Genomic DNA, 26451 nt, shown 5'->3' with positions numbered 1-26451 from the left:
ATAATTGAGGATATCTATTGAGGAAGATTAAAAATATTACATTTTTATATGCGTTATTTTTCGGGGTGATTATGTTGCTAATCACTGCCGCTGGTAGCTGGGCATCTTCAGCTTCCTGGCCTGGATACCATAACTGGTGGGTGTGTGATTCGTATGCTTGGACCTCCTGCGGCTATTGCACTGGCTACGACGGCATGGGGAATTGTACTGGATATTACTCGTATCCTTGTCAATATTGTTCTGCGGGACATTACGATTATCATGATTATTATTCAGCTTATGCCAGTCTCTACTGTTCTGCTCCTTTGACAAACGGATATATTACCAACTCAGGATATTCAAGCTACACTATCAGTTACTCATCAGGAGGATGTGGTCATGCAAGCCCATACTCTCTGTATGTTAACAATCCGAATGGGGCAATCTCAAATGGGGGTTCAAATACTCATACTGGAACCTGTTACATTAATGGCAGTCAATATTCTGATTCCATAACAATCAAAGCTGACTGGAACCCTATTTCTTCTGTTTCACAATCAACCGTAAAAACCGGCAGCGGTCCAACATGGTATCAAAGTGTCCGTGTAACAGTGCAAACAAACGACAGTGGAGCCGCTCCATTAAATATATATACGAATTGGGGAAATTATACCTCAAATAGCCCAACATATGTTTTTGATTACAACACTTCCAGCACAACCGCTCAATATCTTAATTTTAATGTAGTTAATGATGATGCGGGACATACCTATACCGGAACGCTTCCAACTAATGTGGGACCTTTTTATATAGACTCAATAGCCCCTTCGATACCAGGAAGTTTCTCCTGCACTTCCCATACACTTAATACCTGGTATACAAATAATGCAACTCCGATTTCATTTTCCTGGACTGCAGCTACAGATTCTGGCGGGAGCGGACTAAAAGAATATCGTTGGAGGTTGGTTGGCACTAACACGACCTATTCAGGTACGACTACAGGTACAAGTGCCTCTCAAGCCAGTCCGATCGATGGAAAATATACGTTATATGTAAAGACTGTTGATAATGCAGGCAATGAGAGTTCAGAGGCAAGCCTTAGCCAAGTCTGGATAGATGCTTCCACTGCCGCTCCGGCAATAGTGAGCAGCAGGGGTACTGTAAGTAATGTCTGGACTAACCTGACTGGACATCAGATTACGATAACAGCGCCGAGCAATATTTCCGGAATGGCAGGGATCAGCTATACAACGGATGGATCAGAACCAGACACAATCATTGACCAGGCTGCTAGTTCATACACATTACCAAGTACCTATTCAACGCAAGGGACTTATACTTTTAAAGCAAAAGTTAAAAGTATTTCGGGCGTCTGGAGTCAAACGAGGACTTTTATATTAAATATAGATATTTCTAACCCTCCGGATATCATGATAACAGCTCCGAATACAAGCACCTGGATGAAAAGTGTTAATGCATACTGGAATATGTCGAATGATATGGGCGGAAGTAATATCAGCACCTATCGATATAGATTTGATAGGGCCTCAGCAACAGTGTTAAACAGCACTGATTCCGGAGTAGGTAATGTGACTAGCTATACTTTTCTTCCTTCTCCACTCGTTACTGCACAGGATTATTACCTGCATATCCGTCCTGAAGATTCCGCCAGCAACCTTTCTTACAATACTGCTCATCGCGGGCCATTCTGGGTAGATGTGACCAATCCTTCAAATATTACCGGATTAATAAGAACAGCAGGTGTTCAGGCTAATGGGATCTGGACAGCTAATAATATGTTGTCGATGCAGTGGAATGCTTCAAATGATAATGTTACCTACGCCACACAATCAGGAGTAGCCGGATACTCGTATGCCGCGAATGCATCTGCCGGTACTTTGGCTGATGGCACCTATGATACGGTGGGAACTCAATTAAATAATATTGTACTGCCCAATTCAGCAACCGCATATTTCCATGTGCATGCTGTGGATAATGTCGGAAATGTCGGTGTGGAAGCTAATTTAGGACCATTTAAGATTGATGCGGCTATTCCTGCAGGGCCGGTTTTGAGCTGTGTCCACAGCGGAGGCGCATCAATGCCGGATGGAGTAAACGGATGGACGAATAAGAGCGGAGTTTTTACCTTTTCAATTAATGCCCCGTTTAGTGTGTCTGGAATTGATAGATATAGCTATACAACCGATGGCACTACCCCTGGTGATACAAACGGGATTATCATCGTAGATCCTGCTGGCAGTGACCCTCTGCAAACATTCCAAATAACTAAAACTGAAGGTACCTATTCAATCAATGTACGAGCAAAAAACAATGCTGGAACATGGGGGAATGTTACTAGTTTTCTGCTAAAAATCGATACGACTATTCCTCCTGACATTTCAATAACCGCTCCTGCAACTGGTACATGGTTACCAAATATCGGTGCGTACTGGACGACATCGTATGATCAAGGCGGTAGTGGCATTAATACCTATAGATATAAGCTCGATAATGTTTCCGGTACATTGGTAACGAGCAGCGATAATGGTTTCGGTAACGTGACATATTATACGTTTCCTGCCTCTGCGCTAGTATCTGCTCAGAATTATTGGCTGCATATTCGCCCGGAGGATCAAGCCATAAATATCTCTGCTTCTACTGCTCATCGTGGTCCATTCTGGGTGGATGTAACCCCCCCAACTGATGTAGCCAACGTTAGATGTACGTCTGGACATACTACCGGTACCTGGAGTAATAACCCTGTAGTAAGAATCGATTGGAACCAGGCAAGTGACGCACACAGTGGATTAGATGGATACGTATACTCTTGGGATACTAATTCCAATACAGAGCCTGCGCCTGGTGTCGCTGCGGCTAATATTTATTACCAGGCTTCATTGATTGATGGGAATAATCTATGGTTTCATGTCAGATCAAAAGACAAGGTAGCTAACTATAGTACAAATTCAACCCATATAGGGCCATTCCTTATCGACACAACTGGCCCTGTCGGTTCTATAACTATTGCCGATGATACTGACGGGTCGAGCATTTATCAACCGGAGAATGGGTATTTTGATCAAACAACCGTAGGTTTTAGCTGGAGTATTAGTGATTCAGGTTCAGGAATTAACTCAGTTGCTTATCAGCTTGATTCTGCTGCGCCTGTTTGGGGACAATCTGCGAACGGAAGTCTAACCTGTTCTTTAAGCGAAGGGGTTCATACCGTATACGTAATAGCTCGAGATAGTGTCGGCAATTCGTCGACTTTTTCAAAAAACATAATTGTCGATCTGACGGCCCCTGTCTTAAATATGGCGATTGCTCCTGATAGTGATAGCAATAGTGACGGAATCTCTCCCATATTTCCTTATTATGATGACAACACTGTAGATTTCTCCTGGGAAATGTCAGATGCCTCCGGACCATATCAATCTGGTGGTGCTTACCGTTACAGAGTGGCAACGAGCGATATTCCGGCTAATACAGAATGGAATGCTTGGAGCGGATTTGCATATAATGGCAATGCCGTTAATTTTGTCGCCTATTCCAATGACGGCAGTTATCAAAACCTGGGCTATGTTCAGGCAAGAGATAGGGCCGGACACGTTACTGAATCCCAGGCTGGGTTTTATGTGGATATGGTCGCCCCGGTAATACTAGGCCCGGACCTGCTTCTTCCTGTCAATTTTCTGCCTTGTCCTCCGGTCCTTATTGGTGATGTAACGCCGGACATCGGCTATTATGGGAAAGAAACTGTTGTCGTATATACAATTCCCACTTCCGCAATGCAGGATGTCGGTGGGTTCACGTCATCTCCTTATTTTGCAAAGAATTCTATCGGTACAGTATCCTGGACTCCATATAATACGAATACGATGAATGTCTATACTTCGGCGAATATCTATAAACCTGCTACTTTTAATGTGGCAGTAGCAGATAAGGCTGGTAATATAAAAGCCTCAGCAGTAGGTTCGCAATGGGTAGATACTACCACTCCGAATTTTTATTTCGTTGAAGTTCGTGAGGATTCTGATTCTGGTGGAGACGGAGTTGATCCTGAACCGAACTGGTATGATGATAGCTCGATTACTTTAAAATGGGATCCGGCATGGGATAGTGTCAGTCTTAATACAAAAACCTATTTTTTCAGTACGAATAATGGGCTAACCTGGTCATCGGGTATTTCGCTGAATACGATTGGTGATATAAATGTAGGGGCGGTCCAGGGAATCGTATCTATCCAAATCAAAGTGGCTGATGCTGCCGGCCATGTGGCTACAAAAGATGTTACAGTAAATGTGGACACTGTCAGTCCGACCGGGTTTGCCGTTAATTGGCCGCAGTCCGGTTACTATGACAAGAATAATGTTGTTGTAAGCTGGACTCCGGCGGCAGATAATTGTCAGTTAAAAGATCGTCCATTCCGGGCTAAGGTTGACAATAACGCCTGGTCTGAATGGTTTACCGGGCAGCAGTTCCAGTTTACTGGATTAGCGGAAGGAATGCGGACGCTTTATTTAGAAGTAGCTGATCGGGCAGGTAACGTCAGCATAAGTTCGACAACTCTATATATTATGGCGAGTGCGCCGGATGGTACCCTTGAGTTGTCTCCGAAGATCATTAGCAGAGGGACCTGGGTACATGTTACTTTAAATATGTCGATAGAAGATATTTCGTTACTGCCCAATTTCCAGTCTATACCTGAATTAAAGATGGTATATAGATATGAAGATAATTCTAGTTCGACTCCAATTGTTTTATCGGGATCAGGCTTAAATTATGGTCTGGGAAATTATACAGGGGAATATATTTATAAAGGCGATTTTTTATTTAATCCGGGCATAACTCCTAATTCTATCGAATTCTATCTGTCAGCAACCAATAATGCCGGGACTGCAACAAAAGAGAAGTTAATTCAGTCACTTATTTTTTCTCAGGGAATTATCGGTACACCTACGTTGATCCTCAGCGATCAGGACACCTACAGCACGGTTTGGACTAATGATCTGGTAGTATCAGTAACTCTACAGGGTGGAGGGGCAGCTTCCTACTGGCTACTGACGGAAGTAAATACGCCTCCGGTTTCTCCCCAGGATAGCCGGTGGTCAAACTCGAACCAGCCTTTGTATACTTTCAAAAATAATACCAATGGCTTGAAGACTATATATTCCTGGATCATGGATGCGATGGGTAATATAAGTGCCGGTACATCTGCTGCCATTAATTATGACGCCACGCTGCCATATGTAGTCTCTATAGATATTACTAATATGCCTAATATTAGTGCAGGAACAAAAACCGTTACCATTAATTTAAGTGAAGAGCTAACCTATTTGCCATATGCGGTGATCCCGGAAATGTGGGTCACTTTTAATGGCGGTGTCAAAACAAACCTTAATCTGACCAAAGTAAGCCCCAGCCTCTATACGGCTACGCTGACTATTGATGGCGCAACACCTGAAGGTGCGGCAGTATTTGGCGTAAGGATAATTGATAACGCGAATAATGTTGGCTCGCAGATACTGAGTGGCGGAAGTATCGTTATTGATAAGTCCAACCCGGTTGTTACAAGTTTTAAGGTTATGGATAGATTGACTGGGAGCACGCTCTATACCAATTCAAATAGAGTAGATCTGGAGATAAAAAGCAGTGATAGTGGAAGTGGTATAGGCTGGTGGCTGGTAACCGAGAATAATACTTTTACCCCTCAAGCTAATGATAGTAATTGGTCAGGCATAGTGCCGGAGGTATACACATTAAGCGGAGACCAAGGTGCAAAGAAATTGTACATCTGGGTAAAAGACCTTGCTCAAAATATATCTGCCCGAGCTACCGCAAACAATAATCTTGCGGGTGGCCCGATTGATGTGGCAACCAGTATTGTTTATGATTCTATGTACACTCCTCCCACAGTAGATATCCAGTTATTAAGCATCGGAGACATCCATAATGTTTATAGCAGCACCCCGGTTACCGTTACCTTACGTATGGATAACGAAACACAAATAAGTACTGCTAGCTTATGGATTAAGCTCTATGGCCAGGATAAAGTAGAGGTGCCTTTAAGCAGTATCATCAATAGTGGTGGTAACAGTTACAGTTGTTCGGGAATAGTACCTTTTACCGTTATTGGAACTGCTAATTTTGAAGTAAGTGTCACCGATGTTGTAGGTAATGCAACAACCCGGGTAAATAAAATTTATTATAATACCGGAATAAGCTCAATCAACGGTGGTGAAATAAGAATAAATAGAAACGTAGCAGTACCCACCGTTACAATGTTCGATCGTGGTACCTCAAGCTCTCAGTATACTAATAATCAGATGATCGGTGTGAATATCGGGAACGATCCTGATGCGGTACGCTGGTTATTAAGTGAGAGCAGCACTGGAGTAGCTCCGGAAGCAAATGATCAAAACTGGAGAATTGATAGGCCAATAACTTATACTTTTAAAAATAGGGTAAATGAGTTGAAGAGCCTCTTCGTCTGGGTAAAGAACCGGAACGAAATAATAAGTCCGGTTTCAACCGTTGCGACGATTAATTATGATGATGTCATTCCCTTCGCGGTATCAGTAGATATCGATAACAGTCCATATGTAAACGGCGGAGTTAAAACCATAACCGTTAATCTAAGCGAAGCGCTACAGGAAACACCACTTCTGAGCTTAACGGTAAATGGAATAAGTGTTGTTTTGGGCCCAGCGGCAAAGGTATCCGGTACCAAATATACCTGGGTGTTCAATTCTAGTGGAATGAACGGCCTCGGTACCTTCGGTATTAAGATAACTGACAATGCTAGTAATGTTGGGACCGGGATTCTTGCTGGCGGGCAGATCTCTATTGATTCTACTTCCCCGAACATTAGTACCTTTAGACTGTTTGATAAGCTGACTGGCAGTGAACTCTATACAAATGCCCGGGTAGTTGACCTGACCTTAAGCGGTTCCAGTGATATCAACTCGTGGATAATAACCGAAAATAGCGCTTTTGTCCCTGATACTGCAGATAGTAACTGGGGCGCCAAACCAACCAGCTATCAGCTGACGAATGTACAGGGAACTCATAATGTCTATATCTGGGGCAAAGATTATGCGCTTAATATCAACTCCAATACTACAACCATTGTGTATGATAACCTGATACCGGAAATTGGAATCGATATTAACCATAATCCGTTAAATCCTATTACTGCTACAAAGAACCTCAATGTTACTATTAATGTTTTAAATATCCCCAGTGGAATATCAGTCACTCCTAATTTGTATTTTAATCCATATCAGAAAGCTGCTGTTCCGGTAACTATTTTAGGACGAACTGGAACCCAGTTTTACGGTTCAATCACGATTAATAGTCAAACTGCCAACGGGCCTGCTTATTTTAGTGCTCAGGTTACAGATAATGCTCGTAATTACGGTACAAGTGTTCAATGGTTAAAATATTCGAGCATTTATTTTAGTAATCAATTAACCGTTAATATTGCCTTAATTACTCCTACATTTATCCTGTATGATCTTGACTCGAAAAGTAGTCAGTTTACCAATGATTTTGTAGTAGGCGTAAGTTATAACTACGATCAAAGGTCTTCCGCCTGGTTAATAAGTGAGACACAGTCAACGAATCCAAGCTTGACGGACCCATTATGGCAGAGTACGCCTCCGGTTTATTTTGTACTGAAAAATACAAATAATGGAACTCGGACGTCCTACTTATGGACCAAGGATGCTGCCGGCAATATTAATACCGTTCCGGCAATTGCTATCATTAATTATGATAATGTTTTCCCTCAAGCTACTTCCATCAATTTTGAGCGCGGCAGGTACATTAAAGCCGGGACTTCCCGTGTAACCGTAAATATCTCTGAGTCAGTGAGTGCGACCCCCGATTTCTATTTAACTTTTATGGGAAGTAAGCGAACTATTACGTTTGATTATTTTGACGGACTGACATTAGCGGGTTTTTTTACCGTTGATCCAAATGAAAATGGCACTGCTGTGATTAATTTAACTATTACTGACAACGCGCTGAATATTACGAATGTTATACCTGCCGGACTGATATCAACTATTAATTTTGATACAGTACTTCCACCTGATCCTACCTTGGGCGTAAATACCAGTGGTCTAAACAGGCCTGATAATAGTAGTGGTTATACGAATACGCCTACAATAAACGTAACGATATCCAAAGATCCTGATTATTTCCGGTATGTGATCCGTGAGTTGACCGCAGTTCCATCAGAGAATGCTGAAGATTGGATGCCCGAACCTGTCCAATATAGATTTGTTTATGAAACGCAAGGAACTAGAAATTTGTATTTGTGGGTAAAAGATAGGGCTGGGAATATTTCCAATCAGTACGCTTTTAACTCTATAGTATATGATATCGATATCCCTACCGGTAGTTTAAAACTCAAGTGTCAGGCTAACCGGTCAAATCAGATCACCAATTCGCTGTCGAATATTGTAGAACTTGCAGCAAATGATACCGACTATTATATCATCACTGAAAATGCACAATTCGGGAAACCAGACCCATTAGCTGCAGTTTGGTCCGCAGTTAAGCCCGCAAATTACGATTTTGACCCGGATAACATTGAAGAAGGTCCAAGGTATCTCTATTGTTGGTTAATGGATAAATCAGGAAATATTAATAATGTCGTCGTTACAACTTCTATCTATTATGATCCTTCTGTTCCTAATATCGGGTTGCTGCTGACAAAGAGCGGATGGATATCTACAGGCGATGTTTCGGTAACATTAGATATTGGAGAAAACATTATAGTAACACCGGACTTGACTTATGAAGTGGGTGGAACGACTTATTCAGTCGAGCTAACACCTGTTGACATAACCCGCAATGCATTCATTGCGACACTTAATGTTACTGAAGCCTTTCCGAATGGTTTTTTAACGTTTCATATGACGATTACTGATAATGCCGGGACCGTTACGTCAGATACCTTTTCTTATGGCACAACCACATTAAATGTTGATACCGTAATCCCCATAATAGCTACCGCTGCTATTTATGATATGGATAAACCTAACAGCTATAATCTAACCAATGATAACCCTTTTAATATAACAATGGCTATTACGGAATCTACAATTAAAGGGTATTACATTTCCTCTAATCTAATTGCGGATCCTGCATCTATACCTCCTGGCACATGGTTAAGTGAACGGCCTCAAACGTATTTTCATAGTGAGTCCCAAGGGCAGTATGGTTATTATATTTGGGTTAAAGATCACGCCGGCAACATTAGCTTGCCCCGGTATGTCAGTACTAATTTTGACGCTATTGCTCCAACTGTTTCAGTTGAAATGGCCCGGCCTCCTGGTGTCGCAACATTTTATGGAATCGGGGTCGTTGCTGTGACCATTAATTTCAATGAACCAATAGCTTCTGACTCGCTATCTATTAATATTGTGTGTGTGGCCGATAATCGGGTAAACACACTAACCTATACAGTTGTGAATTCTCAACTTGTAACCGGCAGTTTCTCTGTTGATGGTAGTTTCGGGGACGGACGGCAGTTTTTCAGGATCATCGCCGAGGATTTGGTTGGCAACAGGCGAGTATCGGATAAGCCGCAGGGTAATTATCTTGAGAACCTCGATTGGCCTAATACTTTTGTTGTAGCTACTGGAATAGGTTTTGTCAGTTTAAAGATATTGGACAGGGATAATCTTAATAATTTCAGCAGCTCGAAATATACGAATGAACGGTATATTAATATGCTATTCGATCAGGTAGCACTGGTTACTCACTATATGATCACGAGCAATATCGGGATTAAACCCGTTTTAGTTGATATTACTAGCCCGAATAACAGTGAATCTAATGAGTTTTCTTTAAACAATTATTATATCTCCCCCAGCTTGGCGCCAGACAATCAGGAGACGGTAGTGACTTACAATCTTTGGGTAAAAGGCGCAAGCGATATCCATAACGAAAGTACTATCAATGCGTCTATCCTTGTTGACTTGCTAACCCCTGAAGTAACAGTATCCTTAAACGAAGGCATTAAAAAAATTCATGCGGGAGAATATATTCTTACCGTATCTGTTACTGAGTATATACCTTCAAATAATATAAAGAATTCTAAATTTACTTATTTTAATGCTGCAACTAAGATACTAAGTTTTACGCCTGTCGGATCACCTGATAGCAATAATTTTTACAATACTTTTAGGACAACCATCAATATCGATAGTGATACTCCAAGCGGACAAATGACGTTATCTTTCAATACATACGATAAAGCTGGCAATAGGGTCGATATTTCTACTACCTACGATATTTCGGTCGTTCCGAATCCGTCGTTCAATATTACTGATACAAATAACGGTTCCCCGGTGTTTACAAATGAACTGACAGTCAGCTTGAATATTATCAGTGATGATTTTGCTGATTTTTATATTATTACAGAAAATGCGACGTACTATACTCGTCCTGAGAGATCTTTTACTGCTTGGAGGCCAAAGGCTGAGTATACTGATTCTTATACCTTGAGCTCGGGTGACGGACCAAAAACCTTGGCCTTTTGGGTAAAAGATAGTAGCGATCCCTTTGAGGCTAATATCAATACAAAGCTGATTACCAGAACGATTACCCTGGACACCATGGAGCCAACTGTAAATATCAGGATAGGCAAGACTTTAGGAATTGGGTATTCTACCGTAACCTTTAATTATAATGAACCTATTCTGGTTGCTCCGAGTTATTTTATTACTATGACTCCAGCTTCCGGCAGCCCTAATGCGCTAACACGCTCAATCGATATACTGTATAGTGTATCATCAAACCATACCTGGATTGGCCAGGTAGAGATCAGGCCTTTTGACGTAAATGATACGGCTACAATAAGCGGGCAGACTATTGATAGAGCAGGTAACCTGTCAACTTCTTTATTTGGTACCGTTACGTTTAGTATTGATACGCTGATCCCGGATCCGACGTTTAATATTATTGATACTGATACCGATAGTAATCTCTACGTAAACGACTTGGTTGTCGGCTTGCAGATTGGCAACGATAAAGATGCGGTCAAGTATATGGTCAGTTATACGCAAAGCACTCAACCGACGTTGAACTCTCCGGGATGGAACGCTGATAAACCAAGTAATTTTACTTTAAAGAATGTAGTGAATGAGAATAAAAAATTATATTTATGGGTCCAGGATGCCTATAAAAATATAAACAAAAATGTAGTGAGCGCTAACATTTTTTATGATGATACCCCTCCGCAGACCGAAGTAAAATTTGGGTACAGGCCATATATAAAAGAAGGCGACTACAAAATAACTCTAAATATAACCCAGGAAATATTAGCACTTAATAATACGCCGGATTTCAAAGTTCAATATGCAGGGCAAGAAGCCTTGGCAATCGATATTGTTCCTATGGATAGTTCTCGATATTTATGGGTCGGCACTATCAACGTTAATGCTGAGGCACCCGAAGGTGTTGCAACTTTTAGTTTAAGCGTCACTGACAATGCGAGCAACGTTCAAAACAAGATAATTAGCGGAATGCAGACTTTTGTTATTGATAAGACCAGGCCCTCGGCCCCGGGTTTTACCGCCTATGATCCGATTACGCTTATTCAATCTTATACCAATCAGCGTACTATTGGCGTTAGCGTTAACATTGATAGTAGCGTATACATGTGGTATTTGTCTGATCAAACAAATGTAACCCCGGACTTTGACGCTGTTGGCTGGCTTACTCAACAACCGACAACCTTTACTTTCAGCGACATGGTTATCAGCACGAAAAATATCAAATTGTGGATACAGGACCGTGCCGGTAATATTTCTTCAACAGGCAGCCGGAGCATTTATCTCGATTATGATGAACCGACCGCAACAATACTAATCTCTACATATCCTAATGTTAAGGCTGGAATCCTTAATATTACGTTGAATGTCAGTGAAGCAACTTTAGTTGGAGTGTCTTTGAACTATACTTTATATGGGTATGGCGAGGTAGCCCGTAATGTAACTCTTAATCAAGTAAGTGCCCTGACTTATACCGGAACGATTAATGTTACTGAGGATTTTGCTAATGGAGCAGCTTTATTTAATGTTCAGTTAGTGGATTATTCTGGAAATAGATCTAATAAACTTAGTGGCGACATTGTATTTCAGGTTGATACGCTTCTTCCGGAATTTAGTGTTCATTCAATTCCGGATTGTTATTTAAACAATACAACTTTAAATATTACCCTTAATGTCTCGGAAGCTGTGAGCGCTACCCCGTCAGTTATTTTCCATTCTGACATTGATGCTCCTGTGATTATGAGTTGCATTGGCCTTAATGTCTGGACTGGGTCTTTGTATATTTCCGATTCACTGGGATTTGATAGCAGCGCTTCTCTGGATGTTACTGTTACTGACAACGCAGGTAATAGAAGCCTTGCGTTCGTCAAACCTTATACTATTGATAAAATTCCTGCTGATTTTACCGTGGAATCAATCAAAAATTCTCCTAATTTGGCAATTGGCAGCTATACGCTTACTTTAAATGTTAGTGAACATACGATTAACCCGCCACAAGCTTATTTTTCAATGAGCGACAGTTCGACTCATTCCATCCTAATGTCAAGATCAATAAATAACTATTGGGCTGGCGATATTATAATTAGTGATGGTTATCCGGAAGGAATATGTACAATAAATATCAGAGTTACGGATTATGCTGGTAATGTTACGTCGATTTTTGGCGGTATCGTTACTTTTAATGTTTTGATCACTCTGGCAGATCCTACAATGAATATAACCGATAGAACGAGTGGAGATAAGATATATACAAATGAGTACTCCATTGCCGTCGATGTTGGAAATGACAATACCGCGGTTAAATGGATGGTAAATGAGACTCAATCAGTTAAGCCTGAATGGAACGCCGCAGGCTGGCAATCAAGTAAGCCTAACTTGTACACATTAAACGCTGGGCCGGAAGGGCATCGAAAAGTATATTTATGGATACAGGATTCCGCGAGGAATATTAATAAAACCATAGTATCTCAAAACATAATTTTGGATACCATTAAACCTGTTTCTCAGATAAATATGACAAAAAGAGATTTTGTTTCAATTGGAGCGGTGAGCTTAACGCTATCAATCCAAGAGGATACGCCTGCAACTCCTGAACTTAAATTGGTTTATGCTGATGGCAGCACGTTAAACTTTTTACTTAACGGAGTGAGTCCCAATATTTATACTGCAACCTTTAATGTTTTCCAGAATGATCCTCAAGGGGTGGCTAGTTTTTATCTTTGTGTAACAGATAATGCATCTAATGTGCAGAATACCCTGGTAGGAGACAAGCAGTTTGTTCTCGATACTGTAGCAAGTACTCCTTCCTTTGTTATCTTCGATTATGATACGGGGGATACTAACTATACCCATGACCTGCTTCCTCGCGTTATCATAAATAGTGATGCCGATGTTGTAAGCTGGATACTAAGTGAAGTCCAACCTACAAGACCTTCACCTACAAGCAATTACTGGCGTAACGAAAAACCTTATGAATATACTTTTAGGAATACTGATTTTGGGATCAAAACAGTGTACCTCTGGGTCAAGGATTCTGCTGGAAACATTAATGATATGGCCGTAACCAGAAGTATATCCTATTTTCGCAGCACAAGTGTCAATATTGAAGTCACCGCTATCAAAATATTTAATCAGACTGGAAGTACCTATAGTTATATAAGGCCGGGAGATACTTTATTAGTTACTGCGGGCATTTACCATGTAGATGCAATAGCAACATCAGGTATCCATGCCGATCTTTCTAATTTTGGCAAAGGCCGGGATGTGATGCCGGATAGATGGAATAATGAAATTGCCCAGTGGGATATCTCTAGTATAAATGTATTTGGAAGTTTGGTAACGCTGAGTATTTATGCTGTAAGTGTTGCCGGCAGTACCTCTAATACTGCCATCGGTTACGCAATAGTCAGTTCCAATCCTGTTTTGACCCTCTACGATCCTGATAGCCTCTGTACTCACTATACGAATGATTATGTGGTTGATATTAATATCGAAAATGATACTAATTCAGTAGCCTGGATTATATCGGAACAAGTGTCAGGAAAACCGGCTGTTAATGATTTTAGATGGAGAACCTATCGTCCTGTAGCCTATATTTTCAAGAATTTTAATGAAGGTAATAAAACAGTTTATTTATGGACAAAAGACTCTTTGAATAATATTAATCCTGGGATAGTTTCTTGGAATGTTATCTATGATATTACCTTTCCAAAGACATCAATTTCCAGGTCCATCTCATTAAACGCAACTTTTGGAGTAGTGAGTATCACCTTAAATATTAGCGAATCCGTGGTTACCAAACCTATTTTGTCGTTCGTTCCTTCCGGTGATGTTCCAATTGATATTGATTTGCAGATTGGTACGAGTAACGTGGTCTGGACAGCAACCTTTAATATCCTTGCCACGATGAATAATAAAGATGCATATTTTTATGTATCTGCTACTGATAATGCCGGAAACAACACCTCAGGAATTATTGGCAGAGGGCTCATCAGTTCGGGCGGAAGCGGAAGTGGAAGCGGCGATGGCGGCGGTGGTGGGGCCGGCGAGGGCGAGGGGGATGGCGGCGGTGGTGGAACTGGCGAAGGAGAAGGAGAAGGTGGCGGCGGGACCCAGGTAGGGAGCGGAAAAGTCTTAGTCATTAATGATGTGACGGACCTATCCTCTGAGACGGTAGAAATAGGCAGCAAAGATGTTGCTCTCCTCAAGCTTGACCTGCGTTCCAGTGGAAATGTATATGGTTGGGCTGGAATTGATATAGTACTTACAGGAAATATCATCTATTCGGACATTAGCGCAGTAAAAATATATCGTGCGACGACAACTAATTCATTGGAGAGAGCTTTACTGATCAGTGAAGGAACAAATATGTTTGATCCGAACACATTAGTGGCAAAAATTGTATTCCCATATTCCGCTGTCGAAAATATTAACGCTTCAGGAAACAGTTATATTGTTGCTGTTGATATAAGTAAAACAGCTTCTCCCAGGCTGAAGTTCAGCATAGTTATTCCTAGTAGTTCGTCATTCATATGTGCTTCGGACAATACGGTTGAATACGGTCATTTTCCAATAGGAACAATGCAGATTACTATGAAAGCAGCTACGAAGAAGTGCATCTTAGCTCCTTCAGAGTATGTCGTACCATATGCAAGCCAAGGCGGCAAAGATGTCGTTGCAGGATCTTTCGAATTAAAAGCTGATAAGGATTTTGTGCATCTGGAATCTATATGTCTTACCATTACAGGAAATATTACGAATAGCGATCTTTCTGGTATTAAATTATACAAAGATGATGGAGATAATATATTCAATCCAAGTGTTGACGTTCTTATAAGTAATGGAGATTTTGATATGATTTCTAGAAATGTATTACTTACTTTTGATACGCTTCAAAAGATATCTTTAGAATTAATCAAATATTACGTTGCAATAGATTTTCCTAAAGGTGCATCTGTAGGTAGGCACTTCGGAATAATTATCCCTAATAAAAATGCCCTTAGCGTTAATGACGAAAATGAAATATTAAACCATAATTTTCCCTATATTAGCGATATTAACACTCTAAACCGGTACGTTTCCAGCGTTGCAGTTTTACCGGAACAGATAATTACGGGCTCTCTTTATCAAGGAACTTCCGGCAAGCCGCTTTGTCTGGTGCATCTATGTACAGATTACGAGCAAGCGACAGTTAACTCAATTTCTTTCTCTATAGCAGGTACTAATAATGCGCAGGATGAGATGTTCATTCAGGTGTATAATGACGCAAACGCGAACAACAGGTTTGATGGCCCGGATATTCTGTTAGGGCAAACCGGCGTGTCCTCAGCTTCTATAATAACCATTAATTTTGATGAGGAATTTGTTCTTATCCCTTCTACAAAGAATTTGATTGTTAATATTTCCGTTGGCAATACTTCAGTTATCGGCCATTCGTTTGGCATTAGTATTAAAGCGAATAATCTGTTCACCGGCAAAGATTTGTCGATCACCCCTGCTAACCTGAATTATACCAGCGATATATGTCCGATTATTGACAAAAGGCAACCTTCTAAACCTGAGGTCTCCGGAAATTATTTTGTCATTAATCCTTCGACTTTTGTCCGTAATATCTATTCTTCTGTGCCGGAAGGAAAGATTACGAAGATTCTCAACGCTATAGGATCTGCTCCGGGGCTCGCGGATATTATGCCCTGGGTAGAAGTAACTCAAGGCTTACACGTAGCATCTACGAAGAGTAATCGCTTACGCAATTTGCCTGACAGCCAGACCATGGACGATAATGTCACTATTATCGGCTTAAATCTTGAGCATAATAAAAAATATTATTATTCTGTTAAAGCTGTTAATAACGAAGGTCTATCAAGTTTTGAAAGTGAAACAACGGTTATTCCTTTTGCTGTTGATTTGACCCCGCCAGTTGCTCCGGCAGATAAAAGATTGTCAGTGATCGCTACCGTAGTAAGCACGTCTACGGCGAATATTTATACTCACGTACTTAACTGGAATGCATACAGCGATCTGGAGTCCGGCATCAAGCAATATGAGCTATGGCAATGTACAGGGATTGCTCCTGCTTGGACAAAAGCCGCTGAGGTAACTAACAATAAGACAACGATTGCGCTTACTGATCGGGAGGCAGAAACCGCTTATTATTATAAGATAAGGGCAATGAACAGTGCTGATAATTTCTCAAACTTTGATATCATCAGTGATCAGCAGATTACCTCTGTTCCGGGAGCCTTGATTACGAAGCTGAGTAATTATCCGAATCCATTTGATTCCCGGCAGGGAATAACGACTATTACCTATTTCTTAAACAAAGACGTAGGAATGTCGATAAAAATCTATGACCCCTTTGGTCAAAAAGTTTGGGAGCGCGGTTTTGCTTCCGGCACGAACGGGGGACAAAAAGGTGCTAATACGATTGTCTGGGACGGCAGGAATGATAATGGCAGAAAAGTCGGAAAAGGTGGCTATATCGGGGTTTTTGTTCCTGAAGGGTTGCAGCCGAGCCCGCTGCGAAGAATGATCGGCGTTATACATTAGAAGCTATAATCGTTATAATAAGGGGAGCTGATTGATCTTTTTTTATAGCCCCGTCGTATAGGGTTGAGTAAAAACTTAAGACAAAAGTATTAGGAGTTTCAATGGATATTATTGATTGTACGGATAAAGTAAATGCCATAGCAAAAATTCACACGATGATGGAAATTCTCTACGATAGTCTGGTATATAGAGTTGCCTGGAAAGATGTGGAAGAATCTGCTAAATTTAAAGATTTTTATAGAAAATTTTCCGATGTATTATATGGATATATCGGGTATTCACAAGCTGGGCAAGACTTGTTTGTTACCACTTTTTATAGTAATAAGAAAAATGGGTATTTTGTTGAGATCGGTGCCAGTGATGGCATAACAAATAGTAATACATTTATATTGGAAGAAAAATATGATTGGAAGGGCATATGTATTGAACCCAATAGCGAATTTGAAAAATTAATAAATAATAGGAAATGCCTGTGTGTAAATGCCTGCTTAAGTGACAGAGTTGAAGAAATAGATTTTTTAGAAGACGGTAATCCGGTAGCTAAAGGTTTGAGCGGTATAGTAAAATATCTGGGAACCTATAAACCTGAAGGAACTAATTATAAATTAACTACAACAAGATTTTTAGATGTATTGATCGAGCATAATGCACCCAATTTAATTGATTATCTCAGCATTGATACCGAGGGTAGTGAATATATAATACTCAAAGATTTCCCTTTTGAGATATACCGGTTTGGCGTTATTACAGTAGAACATAATAGTGAAAAAGAAAAAAGAAGCGATCTTTATAATTTGTTAACATCCAATAACTATTTGAGAGTACTGGAATCCCCTCTGGACGATTTTTATGTGCATATGGATTTTTGTAAGGCAAAGGTATAATAAAAGGCTCCGCATTCTCTTTACTTCAAGGTGTAACTCATGTCTCAATCCCATATAATTACTATGATTGAGCAATAAACCCATTTAAATCTTTAGGATTTAATATAGGCTCAAAGCCTTATAGATAGAAGGATGCAATGAAGGTATTTTTCATACCCGAATATTCATCATGGGAATGGCCAGCCGGGCGTTGCTCTGTTTTCTGGCAGGCAAGCTGGCGGCCAGATGGATTTTCCCGCGCCCCATATTCTTATTAATAGCATCCACCGTGCCGGAAACTTTTTCTAACTGTTCAATTCGTAGGACACTATCAAAGATCGTTAGCTGCTGGCTGTTATTGTCGGTTAGCTCGGACAATACACAGGTAGTCTGCCGATACTCCACACCTTCTTTGTAGCAATGATCAAAAAGTACCTTTACCACTTCGAGTATTTCTATAGCACTTGCCGTGTGCCTGCTAAGTTTCGCTTCATGCCCAGAAGTGACAAATTGTTGAGTCTTAAAGAAGATCGAGACCCTTTTAGCAGTGAGTTTATACTTCCTGCATTTTGCGGTAGCTTCCTCAATATTTTTGACCATCTCGGCAAATACCATGGACTTCTCCTTCGTGGCTTCAAAGGTTCTGGCTTTGCTAATCGATTGGTAGTTGTCCTTCTTTGTCAGGTCCAGAGAGAACACCATCTCTCCACGCAGTTCCTTGTATATTTCCAGCTCTCGTTTGGTGAGGTAGTGATTAATAAAGCTAACAGGCTTCATCACAAAATCATAAGCCGTCGTACACTGGTATTTGCGAAGCAAGGACGAAGTACTGGGACCAATACCCCAGACTTTCTCAATCGGGGTTTTCTGCAAGAGAATATGAATGTACTTACCTTTGACACAAGTAATTCCGTTAGGTTTCCTGAATTTCGAACAGAGCTTTGCCAGTGATTTTGTCAGACTGACCCCGATAGAAACCCCGATATCCAGCTCTTTCCGTATATCTGACTGTATTTTTCGGGCGATCTCTTCATAGCCGAGATTATGCACTCGGCGTAGGCCGGTAATATCGGCAAAGGCTTCGTCGATTGAGTATTCTTCCACCGCAGGTGTATACCTGCGCATAATACTAAACATGCGCTTGGCGAACAGCATATACGCCTCGTAGTTCCCAGGCAGAATGATGCATTCCGGATAAGTGCGCCTGATCTGGTTCATCAGCATGCCTCTTGTTATCCCCAAGGCTTTCGCTTCATAGCTGACAGCTATTGCCATGCCGCGTTCATGCCCGGTTACTACTGGCTTGTTCTTATACGCAGGATTAAGTGCTTGTTCGACAGAAGCAAAAAAACCGTCACCATCAGCATGGAGGATCGCTGTGGGCCAAGAAGATATTGTTAATGGCTGGTTACGCATAATTCCTCACACAGGATATGACCACTCCCGCGATAACTAACTCTTCTTTTGCATAGATATCCGGATACTTTGCATTGGCTGCCTGGAGATAGACTTTGCCATTTTCCATCCGATAATATTTCATGGTCCACTCACCATCCACCTGAGCGATTACAATATCTCCCGGAGCTGGGGTTCTTCCCTTTTCCACCAGCACAAAATCTTTTGGCAGGATACCCGCACCGATCATCGAGTCGCCGCTTACTTCAAGCATATAGGTAGCTGATGGCTTACGGATAAGGAACTCATCGAGGCTGAGGCTTTGGCGCAGCTCTTCTTCCTCTGGTGCTGGAAACCCTGCAGAGATAGATCCCAGAAGCTTGGTTTTATCATGAAATTTGGGGGTAGTCAGTAATCTGCCCTTAGTGCCCCTTGTCATATAGCCAGTTTCTACGAGCTTATTGAGAAGGTAGAGCGCAGTATTACGTGAAGAATAGTTAAATATCCCGGCAGTTTCGCTAAGACTAGGTATACGCTGATTTCTATAATAGAAATCTTTTATCGTCTGTAAAGCATTTTTAAGGTCTAATCGTTTTGCCATAGTACGATTGTACTATATATACGGCAAAATGCAATGAGATTTTTTGTCCGCTGATCTCATTTCCGCGTAGTTCTGTTTTCTCTTCTTCACTCTTTTTGGGAGAAGGTAAATCTCCTAATCATTATCAGAATAACATTCAGATAGCATATCTGCTGGCAAAGGATCATTAAAATCACCATGAATAATGATTTGCCTTTTTGCTAAGTCTTCTTTCCGAGTCAACCATGTACCACTTATAATACCTAGGCTAGCACACAGAAATTATCATACTTTACACATTGAAGTAAAGATAACGCGCAAAAATATGCTTACAGCTTAAGCTGAAATCTGATAATCCTGTTCCTGATTAAATATAACGCTAAGTTACCTGAAAATAGAGAATAGCCTGAGTATCCCTTAGTATTTATCAGGAATTGAACACATTTTGGATGTTTTTCAGTAGTGTGATAACTGCAAAAAATTCTGTATTCATAAATCTCAGAATCTATTGTATAATAGGCATGCGTTCCATAGAGCGGGAGTAGCTCAGTCGGTAGAGCATCAGCCTTCCAAGCTGAGGGTCGCGAGTTCGAATCTCGTCTCCCGCTCCATAGTTTGCCTTGATGAACAGTATCAGGCAAGTATATGCCTGAAACCACTATAACTGTTCATGATGTTTGAGCGCTCGTAGCTCAGTTGGATAGAGCAACGGCCTTCTAAGCCGTAGGTCGGAGGTTCGATTCCTCTCGAGCGTACCAATTATGTTGGTGAAAGTAGCTCAGCTGGCAGAGCTCCGGATTGTGGTTCCGGTTGTCGCGGGTTCGAGCCCCGTCTTTCACCCCACTTAATGTGCCTGTAGCTCAGTAGGATAGAGCAACGGACTTCGAATCCGTGTGTCGGAGGTTCGATTCCTCTCAGGCACGCCAAGCCACTAAAGGAGGCCATACTTTGTTTAAGAAAATTCTTATTGCGAATCGTGGAGAGATAGCTGTTAGAATTATCAGAGCTTGTCGTGAGCTAGGTGTTAAGACTGTTGCCGTTTATTCGGAGGTTGACAAGTCTTCGCTGCATGTTGAATTGGCTGATGAAGCTTTTTGCATCGGACCGGCGGCACCTCAACTAAGCTATCTCAACATCCCGGCTATTATTTCTGTTGCTGAGGTTACCGGAGCGGACGCGATTCATCCCGGGTATGGCTTTCTGGCAGAGAATGCAAAGTTTGCAGAAGTCTGTAGCGCGCATAAGATTAATTTCATCGGACCTACGGTAGAGAATATTCGTCTTATGGGCGAAAAAGCTACAGCGAGAGAAACAATGATAGCGGCTAAAGTTCCTGTCGTTCCGGGGTCAGACGGGATAGTCGATGGAATAGAGCCTGTTTTGGCATTAGCGCAGAAAACCGGATATCCAATAATTATCAAGGCTTCTGCCGGTGGCGGCGGAAAAGGAATGAGAGTAGCCCAGAATGATGAGGAAGCTCAAAAGTTCTTGGTTACTGCCCAGGCTGAAGCAAAGTCAGCATTCGGAAATGCTGATGTCTATGTAGAGAAATATTTGGTAGAACCACGGCATATTGAATTTCAAATCCTGGCAGATACTTATGGGAATGTGATTCACCTTGGTGAACGTGATTGTTCAATACAAAGGCGCCATCAGAAACTTATTGAAGAAGCTCCTTCTCCGGCATTAAACCCGGATCTTCGTCGAAGAATGGGAGAATCTGCTGTACTTGCAGCAAAAGCAGTAAATTATGTAGGTGCTGGCACAATTGAGTTCCTGTTGGACCATGATAATAATTATTATTTTATGGAAATGAACACGAGGATTCAGGTGGAACATTGCGTAACTGAGATGGTGACCGGTATCGATCTGATAAAAGAACAAATAAAGATCGCATCTGGAGATAAGCTTACTATTTCACAGGATGATGTTAAGATAAATGGGCATGCGATAGAGTTTAGAATTAATTGTGAAGATTTTTATAAAGGATTTATTCCTGTTCCTGGAACGATTAATTTGTTTTTGCCGCCAGGGGGGCCCGGTGTTCGCGTTGATACGCATATTTATCCGGGATATAAGGTTCCGTCCAACTACGATTCAATGTTAGCAAAACTGATTGTATGGGGTAGGACAAGAGCTGAAGCTATTGCTCGGGGAGAGCGTGCTTTAGATGAATTTATCATTGATGGGGTTCCTACTGTTATTCCTTTTCACCAAAAAGTGCTTGCTAACGCTTTTTATCGAAAAGGTGAAGTTTACACTGACTTCGTACCGCGAAGAATTTTAATTGATGAAGAAAAAATAGGTTAGAAATATATGGGAAAAAGAAATACTGCTCGAAGGCTGGCTATGCAATGCTTATATCAGCTTGAGATAAAACAAAATAATTTTGATGAAATACTTAATGATACCATTATTAGCGCTAATTATATCGAGGCTACGAAAGACTTTGCTCTGATACTTACTAAGGGGACCTACGAGAACTTAGGCAGTGTAGATGAAATAATAAAGAATAAGTCGAAAGACTGGAGCTTCGACAGAATAGCTAAGATTGATAAGAGTATTCTACGAGTAGCAATTCACGAAATGATCAATATGGATACCCCGGTTTCCGTTGTTATAAATGAAGCCATTGAAATGGCGAAAAAGTACAGTACAGAGGAATCTGTTAAGTTTATCAATGGGATATTAGGGAACATAAAACCAAACGGCGGAGAGAAACGTTAGTTAGGTCCCATTGTAAATAATTTGGTCATAGCCTAAATAAATTATAATGTAACAGGTTGTTCAAGATGTTTACAGGTATTATCGAGGAACTTGGTAGTATTAACAGAATAAGTAAAAAGGGTGATTTTTTTTCATTAGAGGTTAATGCCGTAAGTGTTCTCGAAGAAACCGATGTTGGCGATAGTATCTCAGTTAACGGCGTTTGCTTAACGGTTACCTCTCTCACCGAAAAGTCTTTTCATTGTGATGTTATGAGCGAGACTATCCACAGGTCCGTACTTCAACATTTGTATGTAGGGGCAAAAGTTAATCTTGAGCGGTCGCTTACTCTTCGTAGCCGGTTAGGCGGACATCTTGTTTCCGGGCATGTCGATGGAATAGGTGTTATATCTGTCATAGAATTTCGAGATAACAGCCAGCAGTTTACAATAAAAACAGCAAAAGATTTATTGCTTTTTATTGCACCAAAAGGATCTGTAGCCATTGATGGGATTAGCTTAACCGTGGTTGATGTGCAGGGTGATTCTTTTTCTGTTTCGATAATTCCCCATACAATCAAAAATACCACTCTCCATGACAAGAGACAGGGCGACAAAGTAAATATTGAGGTTGATTTGTTAGCTCGGTATGTAGTAAATTATATTGGAAATAATAATAGGAATCATATCAGTTGGGAAGATATAGCAAAGGTAGGATTTTAATGGTGAAAAACGTTTTTAATAATATACCTGATGCCATAAAAGATATCGCGAATGGCAAAATGTTGATCGTCGTCGATGATGAAGATCGTGAAAACGAAGGCGATTTGGTAATGGCTGCGCAGATGGTAACACCGGAAGCAATTAACTTTATGATAAGTAAAGCCAAAGGTCTGGTTTGCGTTCCGATAACACCTGAAAAAATGCAAAGGTTAAAAGTGCGGGAAATGGTGATCAACAACACCGAGTCTCAGAAAACTGCCTTCACCGTATCGGTTGATGCGTCGCCGGTTCATGGTGTTACTACCGGAATATCTCCGGCAGATAGAGCTAAAACTATCCAAATACTCGTTAATGAGAATTCTCTTCCGGAAGATCTTGTTTGTCCTGGTCATATTTTCCCGCTTCTTGCAAAACGGGGAGGCGTTCTTAAACGTGCCGGACATACTGAGGCGGCTGTCGACTTAGCTCGTTTTGCCGGTCTCATTGAAGCCGGAGTTATTTGTGAGATCATCAACGAAGACGGAACGATGGCACGACGGGATGCCTTGTTTGATTTTGCCAGGATGCATGATCTGAAAATTATCACTATTAAAGATTTAATACAATATCGGACCAGGACTGAGATATTTATAAAGAGAATGGCGAGTGCAAGTTTGCCCTCAGAATTCGGGAATTTTGTTATGATTGGGTATGAAAGTGCCTTAAGCAGCGATCACCATGTCGCAATCGTTAAAGGCGACATAAAAAACAAAAAGAACGTTCTTGTCCGGGTACACTCAGAATGTATGACCGGAGATATATTTGGTTCATATCGTTGTGATTGCGGAGTCCAGTTACACCATGCCCTTGATAAAATCGAAGAAGAAGGGCTCGGCGTTGTTGTCTATTTGCGTCAAGAGGGCAGGGGCATTGGTCTTATCAATAAGCTGAAAGCTTATGAACTCCAGGAATGTGGAAGAGATACTGTCGAGGCTAATGAAGACTTGGGTTTCTCTCCTGATTTACGCGACTATGGAATCGGTGCACAGATACTGGCTGATTTAGGGTTGTCGTCAATTCGATTAATGACCAATAACCCCAGAAAAATCGTTGGATTGGAAGGTTATGGGTTGGAAATAACGGAAGTCGTCCCGATAATAACAACTCCGAATGAGCACAATAAGCGGTACTTACAGACTAAGGCAGAGAAAATGGGACATTTATTGTAAATTATTGTTAATTATTATATAATTAATTTCTTGAGCAGGCCTTGTTAATAATCTGGGATATTTTTTGTTAAGGAATTTAATTTTTAGTTCCTCAATTTAATAATTATAGACGGAGAAAATAGATGCCTAAGGTATTTGAAGGACAATTATCTGCAACCGGGAAAAAATTTGCAGTTATAGTTGCCAGATTTAATTCTTTTATATCTCAGAAATTACTCGAAGGAACAGTAGATTGCCTATCACGCCATGGCGGTCAGGATGAAAATATCGAAATAATCTGGGTTCCTGGTGCTTTTGAAATACCTCTATTCGCTAAAAAGCTGGCTACAAAGAAAAAATATGATGCAATAATCTGTCTGGGAACTGTTATCAGAGGGAGCACTCCTCATTTTGATTATGTTGCGGCAGAAGTATCAAAAGGGGTAGCTCATGTATCCTTAACTGAAGACGTTCCTGTGATTTTTGGTGTGCTTACAACTGATACGATTGAGCAGGCAATAGAGCGTGCTGGTACAAAATCAGGTAATAAAGGCTGGGATGCAGCACTAGCCGCAATAGAATGTGTAGATCTTTCTTCACAAATTAAATAGTGATCTTCTGAAAGGGGAATATGGCCAATGGCTAGAGTCTTACTCGAAAATGTAACAAAAAAATTTGATGATAATATTGTGGTTCATAAGTCGAATTTGGAAGCAAAAGATAGGGAGTTTCTTGTTCTTGTCGGTCCTTCAGGTTGTGGAAAAACGACAACCCTCCGTATGATAGCAGGCCTTGAGGAGATAACTGAAGGGAGAATATATATCGGAGACAGAGACGTGACGAATGTTCACCCTAAAGATAGGGACATTGCCATGGTATTTCAGAACTACGCCTTATATCCTCATATGACAGTAAGAGAAAATATGGCATTTGGCCTTAAGTTGCGCAAAATAGCCAAGAAGGTAATTGATGAACGGGTTGCGGAAGCAAGTGGCATGTTAGGCCTCGAAAATTACCTTGAGAGAAAGCCAAAGCAATTATCCGGTGGACAGAGGCAGCGAGTTGCACTTGGAAGAGCTATCGTACGTCATCCTCAAGTGTTTTTAATGGATGAACCTCTCTCAAATCTTGATGCCAAGTTAAGGGTGCAGACGAGAGGCGACCTTAAAAAAATGCATGCTCGACTGGATAGCACGATTATTTATGTTACCCACGATCAGGTTGAAGCTATGACCTTAGGTAATCGAATTGTTATTATGAAAGACGGAGTTATTCAGCAAGTTGACCAACCTATATCTATTTATGACAATCCTAGGAATATCTTTGTTGGTGGTTTTATCGGGTCTCCCTCAATGAACTTTATAAATGGAATGTTAGTTAAAGAAAAAGATATTTTTATATTTGATACCGGAGCCGTCCGATTCAATTTAAATGGACTTGGGCTTGATGATAAATTACAAGAAACTATTGGCAAAGATGTCGTACTTGGCGTGCGTCCGGAAGATATCTATGACGAGAATACTGCAAAAAGCCTTAATTTTACCGGGAGTGAACACCAGGTTGAGGTAGAATTTTCTGAATTGTTGGGCGCTGAAACGTATCTTCATATTTGTCTGGGAAAAGAGCAGATGGTTGTTAAAGTTGATCCCCATATCTGTCCGCAAATCGGTGAAAAAGTAAACGTTGTAATGAACCTTAAAAAAATGCATCTTTTTGATAAAGTCAGCAGTGAAGTAATTATATAATAATAAATGAAATGAGTTTTTAGATTATAACCCCGCGCGAAACGCGGGGTTTTTTTGTGTGCGCCCAGCATGGGCGCTTTCTAGTCGGTGAAAGTCCGATATGGGGGTTGATAGTGCCAACCATTAGCTCAAGACAAGGGTGTCCATCGTGAGGTGG

Annotated in this window: 10 protein-coding genes and 4 tRNA genes; 12 read left to right on the top strand and 2 right to left on the bottom strand. The window is 41.0% G+C overall.

What is annotated here, in order from left to right; genetic code table 11:
• Positions 1-17 precede the first annotated feature (17 nt).
• Entirely contained in the window at positions 18-17096 is a 17079-nt protein-coding gene (locus DKM50_10435; protein ID PZM78733.1) for a hypothetical protein, read from the top strand.
• A 101-nt stretch (positions 17097-17197) separates the two neighbouring features.
• Positions 17198-17980 (top strand): FkbM family methyltransferase, encoded by a 783-nt coding sequence (locus tag DKM50_10430; protein PZM78732.1) that lies wholly within the window; start codon positions 17198-17200, stop codon positions 17978-17980.
• Between the two features lie 150 nt (positions 17981-18130).
• Here the strand turns inward: DKM50_10430 and DKM50_10425 are convergent, their stop codons facing one another.
• Together DKM50_10425 and DKM50_10420 are read right to left on the bottom strand one after the other, a co-directional pair.
• Positions 18131-19375, bottom strand: a complete 1245-nt coding sequence (locus DKM50_10425; GenBank protein PZM78731.1) for a DNA polymerase IV — start codon at positions 19373-19375, stop codon at positions 18131-18133.
• Positions 19368-19955 carry a hypothetical protein gene (locus tag DKM50_10420; GenBank protein PZM78730.1) on the bottom strand — a complete coding sequence of 196 codons (588 nt, stop codon included), beginning with the start codon at positions 19953-19955 and terminating at the stop codon, positions 19368-19370. Before DKM50_10420 ends, DKM50_10425 begins: the two co-directional genes overlap by 8 nt.
• Positions 19956-20469: 514 nt before the next feature.
• On the opposite strand from DKM50_10420, the gene DKM50_10415 reads away from it, so the two are divergent.
• The 10 genes from DKM50_10415 (at position 20470) to DKM50_10370 (ending at position 26294) form a co-directional block, all read left to right on the top strand.
• Positions 20470-20545, top strand: a tRNA-Gly gene (locus DKM50_10415).
• Positions 20546-20615: 70 nt separating this feature from the next.
• A tRNA-Arg gene (locus DKM50_10410) sits at positions 20616-20692 on the top strand.
• 9 nt (positions 20693-20701) lie between these two features.
• Positions 20702-20777: transfer RNA gene (locus DKM50_10405), tRNA-His, on the top strand.
• A gap of 6 nt (positions 20778-20783) precedes the next feature.
• A tRNA-Arg gene (locus DKM50_10400) sits at positions 20784-20860 on the top strand.
• 22 nt (positions 20861-20882) lie between these two features.
• On the top strand, positions 20883-22244 hold the full coding sequence (gene accC, locus DKM50_10395) for an acetyl-CoA carboxylase biotin carboxylase subunit (GenBank protein ID PZM78729.1): 1362 nt from the start codon (positions 20883-20885) through the stop codon (positions 22242-22244).
• Positions 22245-22250: 6 nt separating this feature from the next.
• Complete coding sequence (gene nusB / locus DKM50_10390; protein PZM78728.1) at positions 22251-22661, top strand: transcription antitermination factor NusB; 411 nt, start codon at positions 22251-22253, stop codon at positions 22659-22661.
• Positions 22662-22726: 65 nt separating this feature from the next.
• Complete coding sequence (locus DKM50_10385) at positions 22727-23362, top strand: riboflavin synthase (GenBank protein ID PZM78727.1); 636 nt, start codon at positions 22727-22729, stop codon at positions 23360-23362.
• Complete coding sequence (locus DKM50_10380) at positions 23362-24570, top strand: bifunctional 3,4-dihydroxy-2-butanone-4-phosphate synthase/GTP cyclohydrolase II (protein PZM78726.1); 1209 nt, start codon at positions 23362-23364, stop codon at positions 24568-24570. Before DKM50_10385 ends, DKM50_10380 begins: the two co-directional genes overlap by 1 nt.
• 122 nt (positions 24571-24692) lie before the next feature.
• Entirely contained in the window at positions 24693-25160 is a 468-nt protein-coding gene (locus DKM50_10375) for a 6,7-dimethyl-8-ribityllumazine synthase (protein PZM78725.1), read from the top strand.
• 27 nt (positions 25161-25187) lie between these two features.
• Positions 25188-26294, top strand: coding sequence for a glycerol-3-phosphate ABC transporter ATP-binding protein (locus tag DKM50_10370; GenBank protein ID PZM78724.1), 1107 nt, complete (start codon positions 25188-25190; stop codon positions 26292-26294).
• Positions 26295-26451: the final 157 nt, after the last annotated feature.

Source organism: Candidatus Margulisiibacteriota bacterium (assembly GCA_003242895.1).
In the GTDB taxonomy this organism is placed as follows: domain Bacteria; phylum Margulisbacteria; class Riflemargulisbacteria; order GWF2-39-127; family GWF2-39-127; genus GWF2-39-127.
This window is presented reverse-complemented; position numbering and strand designations above follow the sequence as displayed.